Here is a 25,161-nt window from a genome sequence, read left to right as displayed (position 1 = left end):
ATCTAACCTCGCTAACCAACAAAGTCACATTAGGGCTTTAGATCACGTAAACGGCGGTGGGAACCGTCTGGTCTTTTGGGAATCGATTTCTAAGAAGAAAATGCGCTACAGTAAGGAGTTCCTCACACCTAATCCAATTAACATAATCACGGGTAGGGCAGATTGCATAAGCCTTCCCTTTTACTACAAACATTTCGAGAGGCTGGAAAGTGTCTGCAGTAAATCGAGGGCTGTGCTGATTACCCACGCTTGGTCGATTTCTTAAGCCTTTTTGTTGCGACGGGATATAACAGCGCCCATCAAGCCAAGGCCAGCCAGAAACAAGGCGTAGGTTTCGGGTTCCGGGATGACGCCGACAGAGCCACCCTCGGTGGGGTTTGTGAGGCTGATCAATTGCAGTTGATCGCCGGCTGGAGCCAGTTTCGCCATGATATCCACTGAAGCTGTTGCTTCTTCTGCAACGTTAAACGTGTAGGGGAAATTTCCCGTCGTAAACCATACGAAATCGGCATCTGCCACTGGATCACCCGTACTATTAGGCGTGGTATTAATGCTCAGCCTCTCGTGGTATGTGAAATTGTTCTCGGGGACATCATTAAAGTTGAGCGCAATATCGATCCCGACGGAGGAAACCTCTGTCCCAAGACGGGTTGTGCCATTATGATATGTCAAGGTTCCCAGCTTGAATGTTTCTCCCGAACCAGGAGCAAAACTGCTACCGGCGAAAGATAAACTACCGACCGTATCTCCTGATGATTCAGCTTCACCCCAACTGAAAGAGTTCGTTCCGATCCCACTGCAAGTGGCTGGAGGGCATGACGGGGTTGGATCAAGAAAAGTACCAGTAGAGGTACCGGCATCGGCCGCTTGTGTGTAGGCTGGTGCTAATGCTGCCAGGAGGGTCAAACCTAACCAAAGCGGATGACGTTGCAACTTGGTAAATTTATGATTCATTTTTCACCTCCTATTTGTCTTGAGTCTTGATTGTTGATAAAAGCAGCATCGATTACTCGCCGCAATTCAGGGATTGCAAATATACGTAGCCAGCTCCGGTTTCCAGTTAAATATAGGTCAGTTATAAAAACATTTTTACCTTTTTTCTTCCCCCTTTTTACTTGATAACCTATCTTTAGCGTTAGCTAAGCTGTGATTAATGAATCATGGCGCTGGTATGCACAGTGTCGCGCAAGGGGTCCCTTTTGCTACAAGGTTATGAATGATAAAGGACGTTATCATTCAGAGATCTCGTCTTGTTGAGAACGCCTATGGCCCTGTATCAGCTTAAATTTAATTAGCCAAACAATCCCATCACGGTGTAGGTATTTGCCAGCCACACAACTGACCGTCCTGCCTGGTCAAAACTTGCCGAGTTGCTGTTGCTCTGAGATGCAGGAAAGCAGAGAGTTCGATAGCTTTATACCGAAGTGTTAACCAGCTATGATTATTATTACTTTTTGCCTGGTTGCTTTTTCTGAGAAGAAGGTTTTGAAGAAGCTGACGTCAACGTTGATGGTTTTTCTACTGTAAAGTTAACACGCGCAAAGCTCGGATCATCCAGAGCCGCATGTGTGATCTGGCGCAGCCTTACTTTATGCTCTTTACTCTCTTCCGCGGAGTTAAGAAGCGCGATTCTCTCAACAAATGAGTCTCTTAGCGCTCGAAGTAGGTAAGCGGCTGGACGATATGCAACTTGATTTGTTTGTATCTCAGCCGCGGAAGGTAATGGTATTATTAAAAAATCGCTCTTGCCGTTTTTATCAGGATAGACTAGCTTGAGGTGCCACCATGGCTTGTTGTCTTTGATGCCCTGAACTAATGGCAAACCCGGAAGAATCGATTTAAGATGTACCTCCTCGTCCGATGCCAAAGCAAATGCATATGCTGGGATGGTAGTATTGGTTTCATTCAGTTTGCTCCCGACTAGATAGTAGCTAATGTTCAATCGGAACGGAATACTGTCTTGAAGGAAGCACACCGTTAAGGCGTAGGGAAACTTCTTCCATATCTCAGCAGAAGGAGTGCATGATACGATTTTTCCGTTGGCATCTTTTTTAGATATCAAATCCAGCGGCGGAAGTTCTACTGTCGTTCCGTAATTCGCTTCGCCAAGTATATCCGCTGACCTTTTAGTAATAAGCAGACCGGAATGTAGGCTCTCTTGAGCTAATGCAAGATTTAGCACATCAAGATAGAACTCCGGCCAGTCCCGGACCTCCCCTCCATCGAGCCCCCGATCGGAAACACCATTAAGTAACTCGCTTTCGTTCAGCATCTTATATATGCGGTTCGGCTCCTTACTCTGTTTAATGATCTCCATGTAGGGAGAAAAAAATAGCATATACTCACCCAGTTGCCTCACCATAGCAGGGGCCAAGGCTCGTCCAAGGGCGTGGTTGGGGGAAACAGGATCACCAGCGCGAGTGCATAATGCTCCCTCACATCTCTCATCAGAAATATGAGGCCGATCTATGTCTTCACCTAAACAGACAAATGCAGAGTGCTGTAGGTTTGCAAAATGTTCCGGCGCGATTGCTAAACCAGACAGCAATCGTGAGTAGCAATTCTGTTTTTCTTTGGTAACTTGGTACGTTTCTTTGGACTCCTCATCTTTTGTTTTGCTAATCGTATATATTCCCAATGTGAGAAGCGTAAGCTCTCTCATTCGTGAAAGCCGTGACTGAGCTGAAGTCGGCTCTGACTGGTCTTGCAGCGCGCCCGCAGTTCCAGCTAATAAAAGGGGATGAACTATCGTGAGTGGGTTGTTAGCGTTTTCCCCCCAATCACCGGTGGCGCTTGCGACCAGTTTATTTACACGGCCAGATAGAAATTCGCGGCAATTATCGAATAATTTGATGCGGTTGATATCGCTGTCAAAATGTTTTGTTCGATCTGCATAGCTTGGAAAAATGCCGTTTTTCATGCCGAACTTCTCTTCCGCCTTACGAACAAAAGTGCCACAGCCCTCGTACCTCTCGAGCGTCTGAGCAAGGATCAACTGATTAGCAACATCTGCCTTATCCTCTAGAGTTTTCAATTCGCTCATGATCTTGGCGGTACTCTCGTTCAGCTGAAAGCGGAGGTCATCGAGTTTCTGTATCGTGATGTACTGAAGCCTTGTGATCTCCTTCAAGGCTCCTATTATCTCCTTGTGTTGTTCCGCTTCTGCATTTTGACCTCCGGGGAAGAGACCGCCGGTACTTTGAAGAACAGTAAGCCAACCACTCCAACCGCCCAAGGCTATGCCGCTGATTATGTTAACTGCGGCTGATGCCGTTTCTATATTTCGATTGAAGTTGTAGACATCGACAGGAAGACCTGCCGTTGCGGCAAGATTAGCAAGTTGCCCTGCAGCGGCGAGGGTTTTAAGTGCATTGTCACGATAATTCATTACATTGGCGGTAGAAACAAGATCGCTACGCAACTTATCACGTTCTTTCGAGTCCATCTTCGGAAAAAACCCATCGTCCAAGGCGCGCACCTGGTCTGCGGGGCTCATCTGCCGCCACATGGCGGATTGCATTGCATCAACTTGACCACTAATAATTCCTATCTTGCTATTAAGCAAGACAAATTGTTTTTCTGTATAGCTCTTGAGCTCTACAATTGCTTTTGTGTTTGCAGAAATCTGCTCCTTAAATTCAGTAATCTCTTTGGCCGTCCCCATAAATTTCGAATGCTTAGCCTTAACTGCTTGTCGTAGCGAACTCATTTCAGCATCTGTATGGGCTTTATACCGAGCCAATGCTTTTTGAACCATGTCTGCTTTTGCGTTAGCTAAATCCGCCTTGACACCAGGCCCCAGCTCTTTCACAAGTTCGTCATCAAAGAACTCATTTTGCGGGCCGAACAAATCCCGTAACGCGGCTTGCTTTGTGCTATCTGTAACTCCGCGTTGCGCCCACTTCGCGGCCACAGCTTCATCCGTTTGAAGAACGGCCAGCACAATCGCGTTTTCCAGACCTGATTCGTAATCCGTTTTAATCTGTTTGGCATAACTTTCGGTTATTTCTTTAAAGCTCATGGATCCCGCGTGCGCCCCGAGTTTTAGGGCGAGCTTTGTTTTCGCTCCGCCAAACAATGGGGTTAAAGCAGTTACTGTTTCATGTCCTTCTTTGATACCTTCCAACGCATATCGCTTTTTATTGTAAGTTTCTTGGGTTGCGTCCACGTGCGACACCATATCGCTGATAGCTGTGACGCGAGTATTAAATGAATCATTCGGCGGCGGAGTCGCATTCTGTGCCCTCAATTTTTCGACTTGTTTTGCGACCCTTTGTGCTGTCCGTTCATTTTCCCTAATCTTAGGATCCCCGTACTCAGCTCCGACAATAGACTGTGTTATGGGCGAACTGTTTTTTGCACCGCGTGCTTTTAGCTCGAGCTGAGTGTCTGTCGCTGCCGATGGTGACTGAGCATGTGCCTGGCCAAAACTCGGCACGCATACGAAAGCAAGTATTATGGCAAGGCGTAAACGCATGACGTATTAAAGCTGATTCAGTTTATTTTTTTTCGACAGCTGGAGGTAGCACCTCATCACATTTCTCTTTTATCTCCGCGTAGGTTTTACAAAATTGGTTCAAGAGCAGCCGCATGTCTTTACTGCTTGATTCGGCAATAACTTCTGGCCTTAGCACGCGTACGCAAGCAGATGGAATCTCCGCGCGCACCTTATAGTAACAGTACTGATATGCCGTTTGTTTCGTTTCCACTGTTGGGAGACATTCATCATTAGGCGACGGTTTATTATAACCACCGGGACATAATGCGCTGTTCCATTGAACAATCCACACTGCAGCTCCTGATTGGTTAGGATCAGGACGTGTCATATTTAAGGGGGGCTCTTTATCCTTTACTAAAAATCTCCGAGAGGCAGGAGTTCCAACCTGTATATCCTCTGCACATTTGCGGACGATATCCTGAAGACATACTTCATCAAAAACCGTTATTTCTTTGTCGCTACCCGCGAAACTTGGTGATACTGCGAATACCGTTATTAGGGCCAGACCCAAAAAGCGACGAAATGTGTAATGCACGTTGTTTCTCCCTATACTTCGCAGAAATAAGACTGTAGAAATAAGACTGTCCACGTGATCTTCATAGCTCATGAATTATTAATAATAATAGAAGATTATCGCAATCCCCTGACATTTATGGTGTGCTAATAAATGTACTGATAAAGGGCTTGTCGACTAACCACTGATTGCCAATACCGGCTTTTGGGCTACCGATATGGTCTCTTACGCGGCGGGCGAGTCCGAGCACGTCGTTGATGTTCGTGGAACCAGTTGGTCCTACCGTTGTTAATTGAATAGTTGTAGACCCGTATGGGTGGTTGAAGCATTCGATGAAGTGTGACAATTAACACCAGTAGTCTCAGCGTTATTACCAAGGTGCAAAACTTGGCCCTACTGTCATACCTTCTGGATGATAAATTCCCTTTCGTCAAACGTCCCCTAATAACTCACTTTAAATGTCGGGCTATCCTCTGGCCTGGTTTTCCGATGATCATAGATCCGAGTCGTGGCAATATTGGCATGCCCCAACCATTCCTGCACTTTGGCAATATCCGCCTGATGATCCAATGCATTGGTTGCTGCAGTCGCTCGTAATGCGTGAGCACCGATCTTGAATCCTAGAGCTGAAGAATACGCACGTACCAGTTTATAAACCATATCTGCGGTAATGGCCTTACCCAGTGCACCGGTGCGGTTGTTGCGGATGGGCCGGAAGAGCGGTCCACTTAGATCAGCCCCATGCCCTGACTCTTCGAGATAATCTAGGATGAGGCCGCCCGCTGCGGGATGAAGAGGAATATAACGCGTCTTTCCTCCTTTACCTGAAACCTTCAGGTGGGCGACCCCGCGTCGCTCGTGCTTGAAATCCTTCACCAGAAGCATGCAAAGCTCTTCACGCCTCAAGGCGTGATACAGCAGGGTCGCCAAAATGGCGCGGTCTCGCTTGCCTTTGCGCAATGCATTATTCGGGGAATCAAGCAGACTGCGCGCCTGATGATCCCCAATTGCAGGAGTCTTACCTTGATAACCTTCTACCGAAGGCCGCTTGATGCCTTTGACCGGGTTATGCGTCACGGCATTTTTATCGCATAAATATTCGAACAGTGAGGACAGCGCAGCCAGGCGATGCCGGATAGTCGTGCCGCTCAATTCCCGGTACTTCAAGTCATCCCGCCAAGCAATGATATGGGCGCGGCTGATTTCCCGAAACTCATCCGGCCGCTCGATACCGGTGAACTTCATAAAATCCTCGAGCGCATTCCGATAGGCACGCCGGGTTTGCGCACTGTCAATATTCGCGAACCATTCGACTACCAGTGGAACATCTGCCAAGCGCTGGAAGTCGGCCGAGCTTAGAAGCCGACTGGAGGGAGGTACTGATACAGGAAGAACGGATGTGCTCATTCGCCCTATCTTATTATTGATAACGTATTTTATCAAGAATAGAGGATGCCTCAATTTGTCCTAATTCAGCACCCCATAAAAATATGTTATCAACTGTAAAAGGACTTTGTTTCCAATCCTACGGCCACGGCAGAAGGAAGGTTGGATGTTGTAGTGCACTTCTTCTGCGGAAATAGTTCCCCGGGGAGCTCAGGCCGCGGAAACCTATCAACTTTTGAGGAGACAGCAGTGAAGAAACAATATAGCTCCAAAAACCTTTTCGTTGGTCTACTAATGGCGGCAAACATGATTAGGAGATGTAAAAATGAAAATACCCGAATTTACCGCCGAAGCATCTCTATACCAAACGGGTAGCGGTTATCATTCGGCTGGTGCTCTTGAGGCTATGCGAGTAGGCAACATAGTATGCCCGCAGATACAATTTTCATTGATCATGGGGCGAAGACCGACTGGGCCATTCGGACCCATTGGACTACCTGGTCAGAACTGCGAACAAGCATGTTGGCACGTTTGCGCCTCAGTTGTTGGGGGCTCTGGTCTATTTCGTGAACGATGCATGCAGAACTGTTTGGCGGGGTGCGTCCCGAATCTCACAAGATTTTAACGTCTTGCTGGCGCTCCAAAGGTGCTGTCATCGTCAAAGCTCAGCGCATGGATATGATGGTCCACACCGAGATAGAGCACGCAGAGCTTTCCTTCTGACCACGAGGCGACTACTGGGTCACCTGCTGCCTCGGGCGCTCCAGCCGCCACAGTGAGATCTGTATGGATCCAACCGGTGGCAGGAACCGGCAATGGCTTGCCCTCTTCCAAGTAGGATGGCCTCGTCACATCGAGTGCTGTATGCATGCGCTGCACTTGGCCAGCGGTGAACATTACCATGCAGCGATCGTCAACATAGTCCATAAAGTTGACGAACATATCTCCCTCGGGCCCATTATTGCAGGTGGTATGTGGAAAACTTGGGAATCCTGTGTTAGGGCCAGCTTGGTTTGGCGTGTCGTCGACCTGATCAGTGCCGGCACAGCCCATCCCGTCATCGCCCCAAATATGAAACAGGTTCAGCCAATGTCCTACCTCGTGCGTCGCAGTGCGACCCAGGTTGAAAGGTGCCTCAGCGGTGCCAGTGGTCCCGAAAGCCCGGTAGTCGATCACCACACCATCGGTATGTACAGGACCTCCCGGGAATTGGGCATAGCCGAGGAGGTCGCCCAGATGACAGACCCATATGTTCAGGTAACGATCTGGCGGCCAGGCATCAGTGCCACCACTAACCGCCAATTTTACCGTGTCGTCATCGCCGAACGCGACAATGGAGGTGGAGGTGCGCGTAATGCCGCTCGTAATCGCTCCATCGGGATCACGGTCGGCGAGCTTGAACAGGATCCGTGCGTCGCCAATACTATCACTCCAGACGGGCGGGACTGACTTCAAGTCGGGATTGCGCTTGGCGAAGTCCTCGTTAAGTACATCGATCTGGCTTTTCACCTGCTCTGCCGAAATATTTTCTACGAGGCTGTTGTAGACTACGTGAACAACGACTGGGATTGTGGTCGTTCCCGTCCGGCCCCTATCACGTGCAAGCTTGCGCGCAAAGATAAGATTCTCGATCCGTTCCCGCCGTGCCCGGTAGTTAGGGTCGGTATCCAGTAAACGTCTATGAACTGCCATCGTTGCACACGCACGCATAAGCCGCTTAACCCCCCACTTCTTCTTTTCCTGATAACGTTTGGCCTACCTTCAGCCGGAAAGAGTGAAACGTACCCCAACTGCGACATTACTTCCTATTCGATGGATCCACTTATTACCCTAACCTGCAGCAACTCATCCGAGCAACTGACGATCTCAATGAAAGCAGGTTGTGTTGCATCTTGCCACTCAAGCTGAAGCAGATCGGGTTCTCCTGGATCGACGCTCCAGCGGCCTTCCCGTGTGACGAATGAATCGGCAGGACCACCGACGCGACTGACGAACCGGTCGGGTTCAAACTCCAGCACGTGTCTGGGTGGCCTTGACCGCGGAAGCTGCCAGTCTGACGGGCGATAGGTCCGCGCATGCTCAATATCTTCCTCACAAGAGTGAACCCAACGTCTCAAGAAACAAGGTTGTGCTGAGCTCATCTCTCTTTCCATCGTGCTTGGGTTCCTTCAGTACGCTAGCCTAACAGCCGCTTTCACATTGATGAGCTACTGGAGGGCAACGCTTCCCATGCCCACCTAATCGAAAAGCCAGCCAATGGCGGTACCAAGTACAAATCCAAGTGATGCTCCAGCCCCGCCTGCAACGGCGCCAGGCCCCGCGCCGACTCCGCCAACGACAAGTCCAACACCTCCTCCTACGGCTGCGCCAACCGTGTCTGCATTCGCCGTATCTTCCAACGAATCCCTAGCGGCCGCCCGTGGTGCCCCTTGCTGCAGCAGCTTGTAGAAGCTATGGTCAGGTGAATAGATGGAGTCTCGTCCATCATCCAGGATCCGGGCTGCAACCTCCATACCCTCGGCAAACCCATCGTCACGGTGCCTGCTCCTGAGGTCCGGGTCGCGAAGCACTCTGCGCTGCTCGTCAACGGATTTGTTGGTCAATTGCTGCCGCAAATCCTCCGCAGCTCGCTTTACGGACTCGGGCAGATTTGCCTGGCCTTCTTCAATCTTCGGTAAGAGATCGAGCACCGCTCGCATCCGGCCCTTTACGAAATCGTCGATCTGCTCGACTTGCAATGCCGCCTGGAGCACCTCCCTGCCTGAAGGACGGCCACCCCTCGTCTTATGCTTTTCCGGCAAATTCCGCAGCACCTGCATCGGGTGCTCCATGACAGTATTCACGATGAGAGTGTGATCCCTGACAGTCAAGGGACCAGTGTCCCCAGGGAAACCTCCAGGGAAACCAATCGGCAGCTGGTCCCCAATCCATAAACCGAGCGTCCCTCCCGGAAACTTCTCCCAGATGGGGATCGAGTCGGGGTCTCGCTGGCCACGTCGGTTACCGATGAAGTCGCTCTCCGCCAGGGCGCGCAAAACCACTGCCTTGATATCCGCTTCCACTTGCTTCTCTACAAGGCGTGACAGCTTGATGTCCCCCAAATCCACCATGAAACGACTACCTGACTTGCTTTCATCAGCCATGTTTATATCCTCCGTGCTAATATTAAGAAAGAATTCTTCTATCTATCGTACTACTGCGAGTTGTCGCGCGTAATGACCTTAGGGCAGATACGGCATGCGTCCGACCCTCGTTGATCAAACCAGCGACATTGATCTCGGATCGAACATTCGGGTAGTGGCGCATCAGTTGCATCTGACCTAGAAATCAAGTCCGCAAGCCGCTCGGGCAAGCTGCACCCGCCATTAGCCCACTGCTTGCACGCGCTTCCAAGGCACGGCGAGCTAAAGCGGAACCGGGTTTCAGGTAGCCCGCCACCTCTGGTAGCAATATCCAAGAATTCGCGTGTTACCTCAATTCTATCCTTGATAAAACCGACAGAACCGTTAGGTTGAACGACACCTAAAAGAACCGACTTCACCTCTGCCGATGCACTGGGGCAAAGTATTCTCTTGCGTAAGCCCTGTGTAACGTCTACTTCTTGCTGAATATCTCCGTGATCAGCGGTAGTTTTGACGGTCGAAGTAAAAGTACCCTGCCCAGAGTTCCTGTAATTCCGCATCTTGATCTTGATCTCCGTGTGATGTCTTCAGAGTACTCGTCGCCAGCGGTAGCATTATCCCTGGCTAGAGCATTTGCACCTCATCTAGTTTACGCACAAGCACCCACGCAACTGCTCGCTGTCAAAAATTCAGGCAAGGTAAACCACACCACCATCCGCTGCCTGCGTTGCAGAACCAGCACATGCCTGCCTGGTTGATCACGAAGTCGCCGATTTCGTCATCTTGGACGTTTGAAAAGATGGCCGAGCCGTCCTCGATATTGATGCTCTTCACCTCGTACACGAGCGACTGCACGACGGCGGCTTCGGCATCCACGATTTGCTCGGCGAGGCGGTCGCCCTTGGCGAGCGGGCCCGTGCCGCTTACACGCATCACCTTCCTATCGTAGGCGCGGCCGCCGATGACGTAAACTCCCACCGTGGCGGTCTCGCCGGGTGCAAGCTTGAATAGCGAAACTCTGCCGCCCTCCCGTTTAGTGATGTGCACGGGGATGTGCACAACTAAACCCGAAGGTCCGTCGAAGGTGGACGCCAGCTCGGGCAACATTAATCGTGCTGATAGACCCGCCGCAGTTGCCGCCGAATCGAGGTCGGCGAGCGCATCATTACAGGCGCGGATGGCATCCTCCATCGCTTTCACCCTCCGCTTGGTTTGAGGGGACGCAGACTCGAATGGTGATTGACTCATGGGATCTCCTCCGATCATCGCGAGATGTATAAGGTTTTTACAATGGGGAATCAATGAATCAATAGAGTTTTTATATGAAGCCATTCCCGTAAAAGCTGCCTGTCAGGAAATCTCCTTCATCTCAAGTTAGATCATGAATATGAATTGTCAAGGCAAGAGGTTCGATCAGTCCAAAATAAATTCCTTTCCGGAATCATGAGCCCGACCGGAGTACGCATTGGATTCTATCTACAGAAGAGTTACGGGAAGGAGGAGAGTGTCCCATCCTTATTGCCTATGGGTTAACTTCTAAAGCTATTTCAGGGCTCTGTTGCAAAAAATGAGAAGAATCAGTTTGGCTCATCTCTTCGCCCTTGACGACGATTTTGTTTGGATCGTCAACCTGCGGCACGTCCCGCTCGCAGGCCAACACAAATATAACTGGCAAAAGCCACACTGCTCTAATCACTGGTATCTCCTTCTGTTCAAGGCATGGTCCCTGTCTTGTCTTCCGTTGGGTGGTCCATGGTGTCTGGATCGGTGTCCGTGGACAGCGGTTGCCCAAAAGATTTCAGCCACAGGAAGCCGAATATGCCGGCTGTAAGAGACGCCAGAAGGATTGCGATTTTCGAGGCTGTAATAGTATCGGCCTGCCCCGGAAACGCCAGATTGGTGATGAAAATCGCGAACGCAATATCGGTGGCCATTGGAATCCCCATGCCACCTGGCGTGGGCGTGCCGGCGTTGAGGCTAAAGTGCAGCAGTGCGGGGATGCAGATGCCGCCACAGCCGCAACAATCGGCAGCAGGGCACTGCGAAAGTCGGACAGTTCTCCGTTGTACAGTTCGCGTTCAAATTCCAAGCCGATCATCAAAAAGAAAATCGCCATCAGGCCATCATTGATCCAATGCTCAACACTCATGCCGACTATTTCGTGGTGCCAGAACGAAAGGTAGGTTTCGCCTACAGGTGAGTTCGCCAATAGTAGCGAAAGCAAGGTGCAGACGATAAGGACAATCCCGCCCGCTTTTTTGGAAGCAAAAAATCGCTTGAAGGTGTGGGATAAAGCACGGGACGATGCGAAGAATGGAGTATTCATTGGGCGAACGGTAGCCGCGTGGCGGCCCGACCAACGCTGTACCTGCTACACACGACGTGTGCGCACCCGCCAGAAGTATAGCCCATCAGGCAGCAGCGCCTATCCCTTTACACGCTCCGGCGCTGTCCTTACGGTTTAAATAGCTGGCTCTTCTCCGGCGCATCGAATGTCAGCCAAACGAATCTTGTGCTGCTGCTTTGATGGGTAAGAACTGTCAGGTATCACCCTCGGCTATGCCGACGACCTTACCTGCAAATGTTTCCCCCACTTGCGGGGGCTGGGGAGCGGGCAAATTCTTTGGTGATTTACCCTCGATAAAATATGTTATCAACTGTAAAAACATCCGTTGAACGACGCCCATTCTTTGCATAATGTTCGACTCCCTTCAAGTAATCCTAAATCCATTTTCCCGTTCACCTCACATCAACAAGTCAAAGTCGTAAAACCCTCCCTTTTCCTCTATATTTAATTAATATTCTGTTTATTCTATCCGTCTCATCATAAAAGTATTGACATAGGCATCTCTATCTCCTAAGATCGCACTTATTCCATTAAGGATAGAATAAATATCATGAAACATTTTACAAAAGATGAGCTTTACGCTGAAATTAGAGAATATATGTGCGCTTTCGCAGACTGCTTGGATAGGGTTTACTTTTTAGGGGCGGGATGGGGACTGCTGGGCCTTGATTCGAAGAATTATCCCACGGATCAAATTGAGGACTTGAAGCCTGAGGATGTAGATATAAATAAGTATTACCTCACAGCCATGCTGGATGAGCTGTATGAGTACGGCATTAATGGTCGCCGGAAAATCGACCTTGACTGGATGGACTTCGAAGAGGCGGAATTCTTTGTGGAATCCATAAGTCATTTTCGACTTATAGAGGAAAGCTCCCTCGGGTATTCAATAACCCTGTCACAGCACGTAATCATGATGGCGACCGCCCGGTGGGCACTCGAAAAAAGATATGGATTGGCTGTGAATGAGTCAGAGGAATGGTCGCAACTTGGCGCTGTTCTGACCCTCAGCGAAATAGCTTTGCTTGCCAACATGGATGAAAAAAGCGTTCGTAATGCCGCTAATCCGAAACACAAGAATCATCTCAAAACGTTCAATCACGGATCCCGTACTTATGTGAACGTAGGAGACGCCAAGGCATGGCTTCAGCAGCGCAGAGGATTCAAGCCTACGGTCATTATTGATCCCGCCGCCGAGCGCGATCTGACGAAGATAGGATTTATCTCGGAACAGGATTTTGGTTCTTATCTCAACGTGCAACGGGAGAAGAAAGGCCTTGCTTTGACTGACGCGGTGAACGCTATTTCTCCTAGCGATTTGACCGAAGAGAAACTAGCAGGATTGGAGCAAGGCCACTTCTTTTTCGACCAAATTTTGTTTGTCAGGTTGGCACGGCTTTACGAACTCCACACCAAGGCTTTTGTATTCGCAGGATTGGCTTTACATCAGAAGCTGGAAAGAGATCAAGTCGAAGAACAAATGAACAAGCACATTCAAAGTTAATAAAGGGGGAAAACATGGAACTTACCAGACATGCAAGAATTCGCCAGCAGCAACGCAGCATTCCGCCAATGATCATCGAGCTTTTGATTGGCTATGGCGCCTGTGAGAAAGCAGGCGACGGCACCAGCAAACATTATTTTGATAAACGCTCAAAGCGTCGACTGGATGCATATGCAGGCAAGTTATCCAGTCTATTAATAGAGCATTTGAACTGCTATGTCGTAGTGTGCCCTGAAGGAAGGGTCATTACTGCCGGCCATCGAACCGAGAGAATAAAACACTGAGCGTTACAAAACCTTTTTACTTTAATTGGAGAATAAAAAAAGCAATGGACAACATCGCAAACAAATACGCATCAGTAATTTGCAGCGCGGCAACGCTTGTTATCAAGATTCATAGTGTAGGCGGAAAAAGATGGAAGCGAGATGTAGCAAAGGGAAGCCGCATCGGTCCCTGGTTACAAGGGCAATATGAAATCATCAACGAGCTTGCCTGGCGGGACAAGCAGCCATGCCTCTACCTCGTCCAAGCTAACGATTCGCGTATCACGTATATCGGCATTTCACGCAATGGGCTAAAGCATCGCTGGAGAACATCCCCAGCATTCGATGCGGAAACACTTGAAAAGCTGCCAGTGAACCAGTTGTTCCATAGTCAATGCTGGAAACATATCCAAGCGGAAAGCGATGCTGCTCCTGGCATCTCCTACGAGGTGCGGGTTATCACCGCAGACAAATTAAGTCGCGTCCTGGAACAGCTTGGTGAGCCACTCTCGGCACTCTGTGTGCTGCGGGACGATGAGGAAAGTCTTGTCGCCAGTATCGAGAGATGGCTATGCAATCGCAGCAGTGCAGAGCTTGCAAGCTGGAACCGAGCGATGACAGGAAAAACTGGAGCAAGAACTAAAACTCCCATCAGCTGAGGTTTTCGCAGATATGCAAATCATTGGTTGATTCGTGGGTGAAGCAGCCACGCTGGTCCGGCATCCATAAAGATGCTGGTTCAGCGATTACAGTTACTCAAACAAGTGAGAACGATGAAAACCATAAAACTCCTCTTGCCGCTGTTACTATTACTGCCAATCATTTCCACGGCAAGCGAAAAAGCTGTTTACGTTGGGGGCGGTCGCTACGCTTGTGATTCCGACTCTACTGATTGCGCAGTCCTCAAACAGAGAAATGAAGAACGGACGCGGAGGGAGCAAGAGAGGTATGAAAATGAGCGACAGTACGAACGAGAGGAACGCCGTGAAGCCGAGTATCTGCAAGATTACGAAAGACGTGAGTATTGAATGCCTGAAGTGGAGATCCGTGTGCATGGAACCGCATCACGCGCCAGCCCACGATACATCTTGCAGATTGGCTCGATCCCAGTCAATTTTTTCCGTTTCGTGAGGTATTTCAGGGACGACTACTACATTTGAATGTATTAGTCTCGATACTTTTCTTTGCCTATCTTTGTCCGCGGCTCGATATAAACCGTCTACCTCCAATGGTAAGCATCAAATATTTTGCGCTCATTTTCTTCAAGCATTGGGATGACGAGCAGTGATTTAATATGGCTTGGTTGAGACACAAACCAATTTATGAACTCTACAGATTTTAATGATTCAACCTTGCTCGGCGCACTTTGATATGCCAAATCTTCTGCTATTTCATCAAGGCGCCTCGATCCTTCCTCTGTTAAAACCCATGATCTCTTTGAGTTGTTGGTCCTGCTGGACAGGTTGCCCTTCGTAGACTCAGCCCGCGAAAGTTCAGTGTACCTAGGTGTTTTTCTAGTTATACGCACATTAGGATCAAACTTATAACCTACCAGTGCCTTGGAGAATTCCAGCCACTCAGTTTGCAATTGGGATTGCTTGGGAAATCGCTCACGACAACCTAATATCAAGGCCTTCACTCCAGCATCTGTTTTGGCATCCCTGGCGGCCCTATCACGGCATTCTTCAAAAGATTTAGGCTCCCAAAATCCCGTGAACCCCGTTAGCATGACAATTGCTAAAATCGCGCCTATCCGTGTAAGGTGCATTAATTTCTCCTCATTGAGCCCACCTTGAATCGCCCCGGACTTCATGGAGGCGTTTTGGTTTAGTTAGAAATGTGTCGCCATCGGCAATCTTCACGACCTGGCCGGTTAATGTTTCCGCATGGGCGAGCGAAAAGCATAAGCCATAAATTGCTATGGCGATGAATCTCAAGGCTTGCATATCAGCATCCCGATTAGCACGGGAATACCTCTTTCATGATTGTCCCCGTTTGATGTGCTTTCCTCTAATTATTTTTCGTTTTAACGCATGTAAAGGGTGTTTGGGTTGGCATATCAGATGCCCTAACTCCTGCTTAATCCCCTTACTGAACGGCAGGTGTACCTAGGTACAATTGTCCGCTCAGCTATAAAAGCGAAAAATAGAATCTAGGATAAGAAAAAAGGAGGACTGATGCGTCATCTCGGGGTTTTGTTATTTTCTATAGCACTCCTCTCAGGCTGTGCCACTGTGGGGGAGCAACGATCCTTCCATATAGCTGTTGATTCCCAAGCATCACCTACAGCTAAAGAGAAACTTAATTACGTCCTGTTACCTGGGAACGAGAACGTAACATTGGACGACTTGCAGTTTCAAGAATACTCACTTTACCTAAAGCACGCCCTTAAGAAACAGGGATTCATACCAGCTGACAATGCAGAAGATGCGAATATTGCCATCGTAGTTTCTTACGGAATTGGCGATCCACGAACTGAGCAACATAGCTATGCGCTTCCCGTATGGGGACAGACAGGCGTTTCTTCTGCAAACACTTATGGTACGGCGATGACCTTTGGAAACATGGCCTCTTACTCCGGAACGACAACATACACGCCCACGTACGGCGTAACGGGATATACAACCCAGATTGAATCAGCAACGACCTATTCTCGACATATATTAGTGGCAGCATATGATGCCAAAGCGTTTAAAAATTCGAACAAGGAAATTCAAATTTGGCGTACAGCCATGACCAGCAGAGGTTAAATGGGAGATCTTCGTCGAGTTTTTCCTATCCTGATTGCTGCCGGATCACCATATTTCGCTAGAAATACGGGCCAGAAAACCACGTCCAACTGAGGGAACTAGATGAAACCGTCCAGAATATAAAATATCAGCTCCCGAACAAGACCGGCGAGTAATTCAAAACCTAATCTATCTTTGCTTCCCTAGAGCTTGTCACATCACTATTTCATTTTTTAAGAGGAAGGAAATGAGGAAATTATATTGATTCCAATCCTTGCCGCGCTGAGTAGCGCCGCATTTGTCGATCAATACGTAATACGTAAGGGGCTATTCTCGACATGACGGAACGTATATTGCCCCGCATCATCGATCCGAATTCAACATGCCATCGCTACGATAACTACAACAGCCAAGGCAACGTTAACCGGTATACCAGCCATCATGACCATCAGCGGAACGAGTACAGCAATCCAGCGCAATATAATGACCAAAATAACTAAGCAAACACAACGGCAGCTACGGTTCCAACCCCCATCGCTAATGAGAAATTTGCGCAGTTTTGGTTTTGGTCTCTCTCTCTTATGTGGCCTTGCCCATGCAGAGTGGGTAGAGGTAAGTCGCGGTCCAACTGGTCAATTCTCTTTTGATCCATCCCTGGTTACCCGCCTACCAGATGGAAAAATAAGTGCGTGGGTGAAGGTCCAAGGAATCTTGGAAGCCTCGCAGAAGGAGGCTTGGGAAGCTTTTGGAGTTGGGGAACCATATTCCATTAGCAGATTTATACTTGATTGCGGGAAATATCAGAGCGCAGTCAGTTCGATTAAATACTATACGAACAATGGTAAACCTCTACTCGACGAAGTAACCTATTCGACTTGGGAGTTTAAAGATATAACGCCTGGTACAGTTGGGGACACCTTCGCAACCAAGGTCTGCACGGGAAAAATTCGATAAGAAAAATGTACCTCCTCTTGGTATGACCATCTACCTGAATAAATGAACATCCATTTACCTGTCCTTGCCGTCCTTGCCCTCCTGACATCAGTCCCGTGCACAGTTCAAGCTTCTGCTTCAGCTGATGGTAGGGCAACCGCTGGTGCAGGAAACGAGTCTGAACCAACAGCGAGGCTTCGGGTTCTTGCCGAACAAGGAGATGCGAAGGCTCAAAACGCCTTGGGCGTGTCGTATAGCAGAGGCACGGGAGTAGCCGAAGATCACGCTCTGGCAGTCCAATGGTTTCGCAAGGCAGCTGAGCAGAATTATGCCTTGGCTCAATATAACCTCGCGGACAGTTATTACACAGGCTCTGGTATCGCGAAAGACCCAGCTTTAGCAATCAGTTGGTATCGCAAGGCTGCCGAGCAAGGATATGCCCCGGCGCAGTTTAACTTGGGAACAGCGTACTACGATGGCTTAGGTATCCCAAAAGATCTTGCTCTGGCAGCCCGGTGGTTTCGGAAAGCAGCTGACCAAGGGTATGCAAAAGCGCAATTCAACCTTGGTAATAGCTACAGCAACGGATCAGGTTTACCGAAAGATCCTGCTCAAGCGATTCAGTGGTATCGCAAAGCCGCCGAACAAGGATTTGCGGCTGCACAAAGTAATCTGGGATTTGCGTACTATAACGGACTAGGTGTGCCGCAAAATCGCGTTCATGCAATTCCTTGGTTTCAAAAGGCGGCTGACCAGGGATATGCTAACGCGCAATACAACCTTGCTGATGGGTATTTTAACGGATACGGCGTTTCCAGAGATCTTGCTCAAGCAGCCCGGTGGTATCGAAAGGCGGCTGAGCAAGGCCTTCCTCAAGCTCAATACAGATTGGGACTAATGTATGCGAAGGGCGAGGGTGTCCCGAAGGACAATCCTCAGGCCGTCAAGTGGTATCGTAAGGCCGCGAATCAGGGCGATGCCGATGCTCAAGTTACTTTGGGCGCAATCTATAGCATGGGCGGAAGTCTGCCACAGGATTTCGCTCAAGCGTTCCATTGGTTTCGCAAGGCGGCGGAACAAGGCGCCATGCAAGCCGAGTATATTCTCGGAGACAGGTATCACAACGGTATAGGGGTTACCCAAAACTCTGCGCAGGCGGCCCACTGGTATCGCAAAGCCGCTGTACAGGGTCATGCCAGCGCACAATTTATGTTGGGGACGATGTACGCGAAGGGTGATGGCGTCCCACGAAATCTTACCCAGGCTATTCAGTGGATTCGAAAGGCTGCTGCTCAGGGAGACGACTCTGCTATAAATCTACTAGCAAAGGTGGCAGAAAAGTAGCGCAATAGAAAACGATAAACGCAAATAGTTTTTACTTGGAACTCAACAAGCTATCTACCTGGTAACGCCACGTCGGCAAGTTTGTAGTCTCGGGCATTCGCGAGAGGAAGCCAAGCGTAATGTGAATGCCCTATTTAAATAGAAAGGAGCCTGTCATTTATTTTGTGTGTAAGGTCATGAGATGATATTGAAAGGGAGACACCATGACCGACACAATGACCACCAAGAGCAGAAAGACCAAAGCGAAGGCCGCCAAGCTATTCCCGGATGAACTGATTGACCAACTACTGGCGCAGGTCCAGAACAAGGATGCCGGGTCGATTCTGGCTTCCAGCACCATCGCGTCGCTGAAGGCCTCGCCGCTACTGAACCGCGTATCCCTTAGCGTACTTTAAATTCCGAATTCTGAGGCGACCCCGATATAGATGGATTTCTAGCTGGATCGGTCAACCGTTGTAGGCCACGCCCATCACTTTTGCTATCCTTCGTTTGGGCAGGTCGATATCAAAATTCTGTATCTGGTCCCTATGTTCATTCAGCCTCAGGCGCCCCTGACTCCCTTGCGGCCTGCTCAACCGCTTGCAAGTACTTCTCATATTCCTGCGAACCATCCTGGGCAATGAGGTAACCTCGTTTTGCATACCAAGACTCAAGCCAATTGTGACCCACGCTCAGATCAAACGCGTTAACCGTGAGTCGAACTCGTGTACAACCAATTGAACGAGCAAAATCCTCCGCAAATGTGACGAGCTTGCTCCCGGCTCCCCTGTGCCTGAATTGCAGCAGAACAAAGACTTCATACAGAACTCCTGTCTTGATATCTGAGCGGTCATCGAAGGAGAGATAACCCACTTCTGCTAGGTTCTCGTATGCCGCGAACTGGTGAGTGCAAGTAGTTTGCTTGGCAAGCTCGGCTCTCTCCTGAAGCAATCGCTCTCTTAGTTCGGCTGGCTGCACGAATTCAGTAATCTCGAACATATTGGCTCGTCTCAGCTTTTCCATAACAAAGTTACCAACGCTTCAATAATGCAGTGAAATGCACACGGATTAAGAAAATTGTTCTACCTGCGCTTGCGCCGAAAAACCCAGGGTGGGATGGGAGATGGATCGCGCCATAGCCCAACTCGATCAAGCCTGGCGGCTTCTTCAGCTTCTGAATACAGGCGGCGCTCTCCAGGCGGCTGCTCCTTTTCATAGTACTTGTAATGCCAGGCAAGCCCTGCCCTCACAGATCCAGGTTCACGTCCCTGCCATCCACCAGCACCCTGCCTATAATTCGCTGATATCGGTCGCGCTTGTACCACTCCACGGTAACCGCTTTGCCAAAAGCCAGGCTCGCCAGATACTGCCGTGATACGGTGCCAAACGCCTGCTTTCTCTCGGGCGCATCAATGCCGGATAGCCGTATTTTATGCTGCTGCCTTGCGGCATCCAGAATGGTCAATGTGTCGCCATCGGCAATTCTCACGACCTGGCCGGTCAATGTTTCCGCATGGGCGAGCGAAAAGCATAAGCCATAGATTGCTATTGCAATGAATCTCAAGGCTTGCATATCAGCATCCCGATTAGTGCGGGAATAACCTCTTTCATGATTGTCCCCGTCTGATGTGCTTTCCTATGAAATTATTTTTTTTACTGCCTTGTTGATCTTGGACTGAAGACAACTTAAGGTATTAAGGTAGAGTAACGGCGTAATTAATAAGGTCTTAATAGAATGACAAAAAGGAGAGGATCGAAACCATGAATAAAAAAGAACTCATCGACGCCATGGCCGCCAAGACCGGCTCTAGCAAATCTGACGCTGAACGCGCTGTTGGCGCGCTACTTGAGGTCATTTCTGACACCCTGAAAAAAGGAGATTCCCTGTCGTTACCCGGTTTTGGAACGTTCGAAGTGCGGGAGCGCCCCGCGCGTGCCGGACGCAATCCCAGGACGGGTGAAGAACTGCAAATCGCAGCATCGAAGATCCCTGCATTCAAGGCAGGCGCTGCCCTTAAGGCCGCCGCCAATGGCAAATAAAGAAACAGCTTCAATCTAAGACCAGGCTCGAGCAAAGGTGCCCGGTTCGCTCAAAAGTGCCAAGCCTGCAAGGAGCGTGGCAGCGCCTCGCAAGAAAAGGCCCTCCCCTTCCCCGGATTTGCCGGAAAACGCACTCAAAGCCGATCTCCCGCCAATTCTCACGCCCGAGCTTGCAACGCTCGTCGATGGGCCTCCCAATGACGCTGATGAATGGGCATATGAAATCAAGTTCGACGGTTATCGGATACTGGCCAGAATAGAGGAAAAGAGAATCCAGCTTTTCACGCGCAACGGGAATGACTGGACCCACAAGCTGCCGCATGTAGAAAAGGCAATCGCTGCGATGGGTTTTCAAAGCGGTTGGCTGGACGGCGAAGTCGTCGTGCCCAACGACGTAGGCGTGCCTGATTTTCAGGCCCTGCAGAACGCATTTGATAGTTCGCGCACCGGGAACATCATTTATTTCGTTTTTGATGTCCCGTTTTATGCCGGCTTTGACTTAAGAACTGTACCTCTCACTGCCCGCGGTGAATTCCTCAAAGGCCTGTTCGAAACTCGCGCTTCGAAAACCGTGCACTTCAGCGAAACGTTCGACGTTCCGGCAAAAGACATCATCGCGTCAGCATGCCGCATGGGACTGGAAGGCGTCATCGGCAAGCGCAAGTCCTCGACGTATGTCTCGCGCCGCTCGCCCGACTGGATAAAGCTCAAGTGCAGCCAGCGGCAGGAATTCGTCGTTGGCGGCTATACCGATCCGAAGGGCTCCCGAACAGGATTCGGCGCGCTTCTGGTCGGCTTCTATGAGGATAAGAAACTGCGATATGCGGGGAACGTTGGCACGGGATACAGCGATAAAACCCTTCGCGATCTGAAGGCGAAGCTGGAAAAAATAGAAACAATCGAAAATCCCTTTGCCAAGACACCTGACATTCCTCGCAATGCTCATTGGGTCAAGCCCACACTGGTCGCGGAAGTCTCTTTTTCCGAATGGACCCGGGACGGCCATATCCGCCACCCTTCGTTTCAGGGCTTGAGAATAGACAAGAAGGCCGAGTCAATTACACGTGAAAAACCGGTTCATTCGAGCGCCCCGAAGCCTGCGCCGGTAGCCATGCCGAAGGTCAGCAACCCGGATCGGGTAATAGATCCATCCACCGGCTTTACCAAAATAGAGCTGGTGCGCTACTACAGCATTGTCGCGCCCCTGATGCTTGAGCACCTTGCGGGCAGGCCGGTATCGCTCGTGCGCGCGCCTGAGGGAATCACGGGAGAACTGTTTTTCCAGAAGCATCTTGAAAACGCCAGGATGCCGGGTGTTACTCAGCTTGATCCGGCGCTGCACCCTGACCACCCGCGTATCTGGAAATCTCGACGGTAGAGGGAATCCTGTCAGCGGCGCAAATGAACGTGATCGAATTCCACACCTGGAACGCCACCAAGAACGCTATAGGCAAACCAGACAGAATGACCTTTGACCTCGACCCTGGGGAAGGGCTTCACTGGGAGCATATGCAGGAAGCAGCGCAACTCGTGCGCATCTTCCTCAATGAACTGGGGTTGAAGTCCTTCCTCAAGACCAGCGGAGGAAAGGGTTTGCATGTCGTCGTTCCACTCAAAAGGCTGCGTGACTGGGATACGGTAAAGGACTTCTCCCAGGCTATCGTCGTGCACCTGGCCAAGACGATACCGCAACGTTTTGTGGCGAAGAGCGGGCCGAGCAACCGGAGGGGAAAAATCTTTATCGACTACCTGAGAAATGGCTTGGGCGCCACGACCATATGCGCCTGGTCAGCCCGGGCTCGCCCTGGCTTGGGTGTGTCTGTGCCGCTGGCATGGGAAGAGCTGCCCGGCCTGACAAGTGCAGCTCGCTGGACTGCTTCAAATATCCAGGACCGGCTGGAAAAAGGAAATAGTCCGTGGTCAGACTACGAAGCATCAAGGCAGTCGATATTATCGGCCATGAAAAAGTTGGGGTTCAGGCCGTAAGTCCTGATCTTTAAGGTCTGACCGTCATCCCAATAACCGCATTCCACGTCAGAATGCATGACGTCTTCGGGCTGCTCGAATCGTCCGCACATCGATAGGAATCGGATTTGACAGCCTGAATTCCATCACCTAATTTGAAGTAATGGATTCTACATATCGGGGCACGCGATGATACTCAGCCATTGCTTCAAAATCTGTAACCTCGTTCTTACATTAATTGCCGGCCTCAGCTTCGTTACTCATGCCACTGCTCAAAGCGTCCCGTACCTTATTGACACGAACAACAAGACTTGGACAAGGCTCGATTTGGGAAGCGGGGGATACGCCAGCGCACTCAACGATGCCGGACAGGTGACAGGCAGTTTTTACACTTCGGCAGGACCCCGTGCCTTCATCACGGGCCCCGATGGAATGGGCATAAGAGAGATCGCAAATTTTCCCGAGCCTTCTAATTACGTCATCCGTTCGGGCGACGTAATTAATAATGCCGGACGGGTTGCAGGCCAAACTCTGATACCTTCATGGGTTTTTCAAGGGCCTTTCTTCGTCACTGGACCCAATGGTACGGATCCAAAAACAGTATCCGAAGAACCAGGCGTTGTTCAGGGTCGGGGGAACGACATCAACGGCATCAATGACGCCGGGCAGGTGGTAGGGTCTCGGATTTTGAGGGATGGATCCCTTGGGTTCATGACCGGGCCTAATGGCGAGGGCCTGAATTTTATTGGCGATCTTGGCGGAGAGTCTCCCTGGGGTGATAAGTATATTGATGCTACCAGCATTAATAACACCGGGCAGGTGGTAGGAGCCTCGCTCGTAGTCGGAGGAGGCTCTCATGCGTTCATAACAGGCCCCAATGGCGTGGGTATTACGGATCTCGGGACGCTCGGTGGAGATGACAGTTACGCCACTGGCATCAATGACGCCGGGCAGGTGGTGGGGGATTCCCGCACCGTCGCAGATGCTACGCACGCTTTCATCACCGGCCCCAATGGGGTGGGGATGACCGACCTCGGGACGCTGGGTGGAGATTACAGTACCGCCTTGGGCATCAATGATGCTGGGCAAGTGGTGGGATGGTACTCGGCTGGTCGTTTTGGTGAGGGTGAGCGCCACGCCTTTATCACTGGTGTCAATGGTGAAGGAATGACCGATCTTAGTTCGTTGGTTGACCTGCCCCAAGGGGTAGTTTTAACCGAGGCGATAGACATCAATAACAATGGTCAAGTCATAGCCCGCGCTTCAATTGTTCCCGAACCCGAAACCTATGCCTTGATGCTCGCCGGATTGGGCTTGCTCGGGCTTTTGGGCGGCGCAAGAAGCCCATGAGTACTGATATTTGAGGGGTGGTGTTCGCCGGTATTGCCCAGACAATCCTTTCGGCAGTACTTTTCTTTCTGTTTCTGCTAGCCCTGAGAAACTACTTTAGGATTAATAGTAGGGTTAGGCGGACTCACTTATCGGTTTCAGCAATTCTCTGCTGTTGTTGAAAGGATCGGCCCGGTTCACGGCTCTATCCACTCTCCACCAGGTAAAGGCGTCGCCAGGCAAAGAGCGTGTCTGCGCGATATGCGCCGCTTCCTCAACCGGCGTATCAGGGTCCATCCAGCGCCACGCGTCCTCCGGTTCCAGCACAACGGGCCTGCGGTCGTGGATGTCCACCATGCCGCCGCTGCTGTCCTCTGTCACGATCACAAATCCAACTTCGACGTTTTGCTGAGTATTCGGCCTGAAGTTTGTTAGCCCTGCCATGAAAATGGGCTCGTCATCCTTCCGCTTTATATACCAGGGCTGTTTTTTGCCGTTTTCAAGCGTCCACTCGAACCATCCCCCTCCAGGAATGATCACCCTCCCATCGCGAAACATGTGCCGGAAGTAGCGCCCGGTTAAAGCTTTCTCGATCCGGGCGTTTATCCACGGTTTTTTCTTTGCAGCAGCTTCTTCAGGAGTCCGATAGCCCCAGGTTTGGCCGATGAATTCCAGTCTATGATTGTGCAGCGTTATCATCCATGGGCACAGGCCCGGCGCGATGTTGTACGAAGCAATATGGTCGCCACCGGTCCACTCCAGATCATTGCTCATGTCCGCCCCTAACGCACGGGCGTAATACTTGCGAGTCCCGGATTGCTCAAATCGTCCGCACATAGCAATAATTGTAATTGAGTCAACAGGCCGCTTCATACTTAGTAAGTTCAACGACGAAATATTTTCGCGGACGCGAAAATCATTCCCCGGTGTTGAGAAGCCCAACCCTTTCGCGTTGGGCTTAATTATTTGTCAGGCTTTCAGTTTTCGCATTTCCTCGGCCAATACCCACAAAGCACGATTAATCACATTCTGGTCAATTTCATACCCGCCAGCCACGTGCGGTAAGAAATGCACCAATGCCTTGATCTTTGAGTTTGGTTAATCCCTCTGGGTGGGTTTTGCCCCATTTTCACGGACGGATGGTTAAGCCTAAAGCATGCCGTTGACGCATTTCCAGCTGCCTTCTTTTTCTTGGGTTGTGGAATCGC

General features: G+C 50.1%; 26 protein-coding genes and 2 pseudogenes. 12 read left to right on the top strand and 16 right to left on the bottom strand.

What is annotated here, in order from left to right:
* Positions 1-261: 261 nt before the first annotated feature.
* From BMZ14_RS15445 to BMZ14_RS15615, 11 genes and pseudogenes are all read right to left on the bottom strand, one after another.
* Positions 262-954, bottom strand: a complete 693-nt coding sequence (locus BMZ14_RS15445; RefSeq protein WP_074796643.1) for a choice-of-anchor K domain-containing protein — start codon at positions 952-954, stop codon at positions 262-264.
* 493 nt (positions 955-1,447) lie between these two features.
* Positions 1,448-4,477, bottom strand: coding sequence for a hypothetical protein (locus tag BMZ14_RS08195; RefSeq protein WP_074796641.1), 3,030 nt, complete (start codon positions 4,475-4,477; stop codon positions 1,448-1,450).
* A 22-nt stretch (positions 4,478-4,499) separates the two neighbouring features.
* Positions 4,500-5,105 carry a hypothetical protein gene (locus BMZ14_RS08190; RefSeq protein WP_143071930.1) on the bottom strand — a complete coding sequence of 202 codons (606 nt, stop codon included), beginning with the start codon at positions 5,103-5,105 and terminating at the stop codon, positions 4,500-4,502.
* Between the two features lie 348 nt (positions 5,106-5,453).
* Complete coding sequence (locus BMZ14_RS08185; RefSeq protein WP_074796637.1) at positions 5,454-6,419, bottom strand: tyrosine-type recombinase/integrase; 966 nt, start codon at positions 6,417-6,419, stop codon at positions 5,454-5,456.
* 600 nt (positions 6,420-7,019) lie between these two features.
* Positions 7,020-8,090, bottom strand: coding sequence for a zinc metalloprotease (locus tag BMZ14_RS08180; RefSeq protein ID WP_083396739.1), 1,071 nt, complete (start codon positions 8,088-8,090; stop codon positions 7,020-7,022).
* A gap of 113 nt (positions 8,091-8,203) precedes the next feature.
* Positions 8,204-8,539 carry a hypothetical protein gene (locus tag BMZ14_RS08175; RefSeq protein ID WP_218144999.1) on the bottom strand — a complete coding sequence of 112 codons (336 nt, stop codon included), beginning with the start codon at positions 8,537-8,539 and terminating at the stop codon, positions 8,204-8,206.
* Between the two features lie 96 nt (positions 8,540-8,635).
* The gene (locus tag BMZ14_RS08170; RefSeq protein ID WP_074796631.1) at positions 8,636-9,541 is read right to left on the bottom strand and encodes a hypothetical protein; all 906 of its coding nucleotides are present in this window, start codon (positions 9,539-9,541) and stop codon (positions 8,636-8,638) included.
* Positions 9,542-10,201: 660 nt separating this feature from the next.
* A complete protein-coding gene (locus BMZ14_RS08160; protein ID WP_177186944.1) occupies positions 10,202-10,768 on the bottom strand; it encodes a hypothetical protein in 567 nt (188 codons plus the stop codon).
* A gap of 274 nt (positions 10,769-11,042) precedes the next feature.
* A complete protein-coding gene (locus BMZ14_RS15110) occupies positions 11,043-11,216 on the bottom strand; it encodes a hypothetical protein (protein ID WP_177186943.1) in 174 nt (57 codons plus the stop codon).
* Between the two features lie 16 nt (positions 11,217-11,232).
* Entirely contained in the window at positions 11,233-11,454 is a 222-nt protein-coding gene (locus BMZ14_RS15620) for a Na+/H+ antiporter NhaA (RefSeq protein WP_371265710.1), read from the bottom strand.
* Positions 11,455-11,493: 39 nt separating this feature from the next.
* Positions 11,494-11,846 (bottom strand): annotated as a pseudogene (locus tag BMZ14_RS15615) (Na+/H+ antiporter NhaA); the annotation flags it as partial.
* 571 nt (positions 11,847-12,417) lie between these two features.
* Between BMZ14_RS15615 and BMZ14_RS08145 the strand changes: the two are divergent.
* The 4 genes from BMZ14_RS08145 (at position 12,418) to BMZ14_RS15265 (ending at position 14,662) form a co-directional block, all read left to right on the top strand.
* Complete coding sequence (locus tag BMZ14_RS08145; protein WP_074796623.1) at positions 12,418-13,371, top strand: hypothetical protein; 954 nt, start codon at positions 12,418-12,420, stop codon at positions 13,369-13,371.
* Positions 13,372-13,385: 14 nt separating this feature from the next.
* On the top strand, positions 13,386-13,655 hold the full coding sequence (locus tag BMZ14_RS08140; RefSeq protein WP_074796621.1) for a hypothetical protein: 270 nt from the start codon (positions 13,386-13,388) through the stop codon (positions 13,653-13,655).
* A gap of 44 nt (positions 13,656-13,699) precedes the next feature.
* Positions 13,700-14,293, top strand: a complete 594-nt coding sequence (locus tag BMZ14_RS08135; RefSeq protein ID WP_074796619.1) for a hypothetical protein — start codon at positions 13,700-13,702, stop codon at positions 14,291-14,293.
* A gap of 114 nt (positions 14,294-14,407) precedes the next feature.
* The gene (locus tag BMZ14_RS15265) at positions 14,408-14,662 is read left to right on the top strand and encodes a hypothetical protein (RefSeq protein ID WP_074796617.1); all 255 of its coding nucleotides are present in this window, start codon (positions 14,408-14,410) and stop codon (positions 14,660-14,662) included.
* A gap of 191 nt (positions 14,663-14,853) precedes the next feature.
* On the opposite strand, the gene BMZ14_RS08125 is transcribed toward BMZ14_RS15265, so the two are convergent.
* Positions 14,854-15,402 (bottom strand): hypothetical protein, encoded by a 549-nt coding sequence (locus BMZ14_RS08125; protein WP_143071928.1) that lies wholly within the window; start codon positions 15,400-15,402, stop codon positions 14,854-14,856.
* Between the two features lie 10 nt (positions 15,403-15,412).
* Positions 15,413-15,580 carry a nucleoside phosphorylase-I family protein gene (locus tag BMZ14_RS15105; RefSeq protein ID WP_177186942.1) on the bottom strand — a complete coding sequence of 56 codons (168 nt, stop codon included), beginning with the start codon at positions 15,578-15,580 and terminating at the stop codon, positions 15,413-15,415.
* A 231-nt stretch (positions 15,581-15,811) separates the two neighbouring features.
* Here BMZ14_RS15105 and BMZ14_RS08120 point away from each other — a divergent pair, with 231 nt between their 5' ends.
* The 4 genes from BMZ14_RS08120 (at position 15,812) to BMZ14_RS08105 (ending at position 19,035) form a co-directional block, all read left to right on the top strand.
* Complete coding sequence (locus BMZ14_RS08120; RefSeq protein ID WP_143071927.1) at positions 15,812-16,384, top strand: hypothetical protein; 573 nt, start codon at positions 15,812-15,814, stop codon at positions 16,382-16,384.
* Positions 16,385-16,804: 420 nt separating this feature from the next.
* Positions 16,805-17,317 (top strand): surface-adhesin E family protein, encoded by a 513-nt coding sequence (locus BMZ14_RS15610; RefSeq protein ID WP_371265673.1) that lies wholly within the window; start codon positions 16,805-16,807, stop codon positions 17,315-17,317.
* A 42-nt stretch (positions 17,318-17,359) separates the two neighbouring features.
* Positions 17,360-18,640 carry a tetratricopeptide repeat protein gene (locus BMZ14_RS08110; protein WP_074796611.1) on the top strand — a complete coding sequence of 427 codons (1,281 nt, stop codon included), beginning with the start codon at positions 17,360-17,362 and terminating at the stop codon, positions 18,638-18,640.
* Between the two features lie 203 nt (positions 18,641-18,843).
* On the top strand, positions 18,844-19,035 hold the full coding sequence (locus BMZ14_RS08105; protein ID WP_074796609.1) for a hypothetical protein: 192 nt from the start codon (positions 18,844-18,846) through the stop codon (positions 19,033-19,035).
* A gap of 136 nt (positions 19,036-19,171) precedes the next feature.
* On the opposite strand, the gene BMZ14_RS08100 is transcribed toward BMZ14_RS08105, so the two are convergent.
* Both BMZ14_RS08100 and BMZ14_RS08095 read right to left on the bottom strand, forming a co-directional pair.
* Positions 19,172-19,642: a GNAT family N-acetyltransferase gene (locus BMZ14_RS08100; protein WP_083396718.1), complete on the bottom strand. Its 471-nt coding sequence runs from the start codon at positions 19,640-19,642 to the stop codon at positions 19,172-19,174.
* 59 nt (positions 19,643-19,701) lie between these two features.
* Positions 19,702-20,192, bottom strand: a pseudogene (locus tag BMZ14_RS08095) (thermonuclease family protein).
* Between the two features lie 188 nt (positions 20,193-20,380).
* On the opposite strand from BMZ14_RS08095, the gene BMZ14_RS08090 reads away from it, so the two are divergent.
* From BMZ14_RS08090 to BMZ14_RS08075, 4 genes are all read left to right on the top strand, one after another.
* Positions 20,381-20,659, top strand: a complete 279-nt coding sequence (locus BMZ14_RS08090; protein WP_074796605.1) for an HU family DNA-binding protein — start codon at positions 20,381-20,383, stop codon at positions 20,657-20,659.
* A 76-nt stretch (positions 20,660-20,735) separates the two neighbouring features.
* On the top strand, positions 20,736-22,037 hold the full coding sequence (gene ligD, locus BMZ14_RS08085) for a DNA ligase D (RefSeq protein ID WP_256208488.1): 1,302 nt from the start codon (positions 20,736-20,738) through the stop codon (positions 22,035-22,037).
* A gap of 23 nt (positions 22,038-22,060) precedes the next feature.
* Positions 22,061-22,645, top strand: coding sequence for a non-homologous end-joining DNA ligase LigD (ligD, locus tag BMZ14_RS15440; RefSeq protein ID WP_074796601.1), 585 nt, complete (start codon positions 22,061-22,063; stop codon positions 22,643-22,645).
* A gap of 168 nt (positions 22,646-22,813) precedes the next feature.
* On the top strand, positions 22,814-23,974 hold the full coding sequence (locus tag BMZ14_RS08075) for a PEP-CTERM sorting domain-containing protein (RefSeq protein ID WP_074796599.1): 1,161 nt from the start codon (positions 22,814-22,816) through the stop codon (positions 23,972-23,974).
* 114 nt (positions 23,975-24,088) lie between these two features.
* Here BMZ14_RS08075 and BMZ14_RS08070 read toward each other — a convergent pair whose 3' ends face one another.
* Positions 24,089-24,790, bottom strand: coding sequence for an SOS response-associated peptidase (locus BMZ14_RS08070; RefSeq protein ID WP_074797039.1), 702 nt, complete (start codon positions 24,788-24,790; stop codon positions 24,089-24,091).
* Between the last annotated feature and the right edge of the window lie 371 nt (positions 24,791-25,161).

It is taken from the genome of Nitrosospira briensis (genome assembly GCF_900115125.1).
GTDB classification, from domain to species: domain Bacteria; phylum Pseudomonadota; class Gammaproteobacteria; order Burkholderiales; family Nitrosomonadaceae; genus Nitrosospira; species Nitrosospira briensis_A.
The sequence above is the reverse complement of the archived record's forward strand: the minus strand, read 5'-3'. Positions and strand labels throughout refer to the sequence as shown.